1 pseudogene is annotated in these 453 nt (G+C 56.7%); it reads right to left on the reverse strand.

What is annotated here, in order from left to right:
- Window positions 1-428 (reverse strand): annotated as a pseudogene (locus tag CDV44_RS27310) (hypothetical protein); the annotation flags it as partial.
- Window positions 429-453 lie beyond the last annotated feature (25 nt).

Here is a 453-nt window from a genome sequence, read left to right on the forward strand (position 1 = left end):
ATGCCAATCATGTGGCGCATGCCGATCACGACTTGCGTCCACTCTCCGTGCTCCATTTGGACGGGGTTGGGCCCTATATTCTGTCCAGTCACCGTGGTGCCACGCCCCAGTTGCCCCCAATCATCATGGCCCCAGGTCCACAGTTTCCCGCGGTTATCAATCGCTGCGGCTGCGCTATAGCCGATATCGATGTCCCTCCAAAGGTGTGCTTCAGATCCCGTGCTAGCCTGCAGCAGCATGGTCGGTGAAATAAGCCCATTTTCATTGGCACGCTCCACCATTTTGAAGTAATTAGTCCCCCACCCCCAGACGTTCCCGCGCTTGTCGAGCGCTAGCGTTACCGTTTGACCAATTGCAACCTTGTCCCATTTGACATGGCCGGCACCATCTGGATCCGGAATCTCAATCAACTGCGGGGTGCTATACACGACGTCCCTCTCACGCGCACCGAAG

Origin of the sequence: Pandoraea sp. PE-S2R-1, from assembly GCF_002179865.1 — a bacterium.
Lineage (GTDB): Bacteria > Pseudomonadota > Gammaproteobacteria > Burkholderiales > Burkholderiaceae > Pandoraea.